General features: G+C 63.0%; 1 protein-coding gene. It reads left to right on the plus strand.

Features of this window, described 5'->3' with window-relative positions:
* The coding region (locus tag G3T14_RS24555; RefSeq protein ID WP_163645057.1) for an IS5 family transposase at window positions 1-573 on the plus strand (573 nt) is incomplete at its 5' end.
* Window positions 574-594 lie beyond the last annotated feature (21 nt).

The following is a 594-nucleotide window of genomic DNA, read 5'->3' on the forward strand; positions in this document are numbered from 1 at the left end:
CGGGAACTTGCACGACGGTTCCTGTTCCAGACAATCCATGATCTGGCGCTGATGGTGGATCGTGAGCGAGCCGGTCGCGAGGCCAGCCCCTCGGCGGGGGTGATCGACAGCCAGTCGGTCAAGGCCCCGCAAGGCAAAACAAGGGGTTATGACGCCGGTAAGAAGATCGTCGGCCGCAAGCGCCATATCGCCGTCGATACCGATGGGCGGCTGCTGATGGTCCACCTAACGCCCGCCGACATCTCCGACAGCGCCGGGGCTCAGGTGATCCTCGACGGCATCCGCAAGCGCTGGCCCTGGGTCAAGCATCTGTTCGCCGATGGGGCCTACGACCGGCTGAAACTGATGGACAAGGCCGCCTATCTAGACTTCGTCATTGAGGTCATCCGGCGTTCCGACGACCAGAAGGGCTTCCAGGTTCTGCCCCGCAGATGGGTCGTCGAACGCACCTTCGGCTGGATGACCCGATGGCGGCGTCTCGTGCGCGACTATGAGGCCCGCCTCGACGTCTCCGAGGCCATGATCCTCGTCGCCATGGGCGGAAACCTGCTACGCAGAACCACCCATCCGTGACTTTCCAAAACGGACTCTAAG

The sequence above is a fragment of the Methylobacterium sp. BTF04 genome, from assembly GCF_010692745.1.
In the GTDB taxonomy this organism is placed as follows: domain Bacteria; phylum Pseudomonadota; class Alphaproteobacteria; order Rhizobiales; family Beijerinckiaceae; genus Methylobacterium.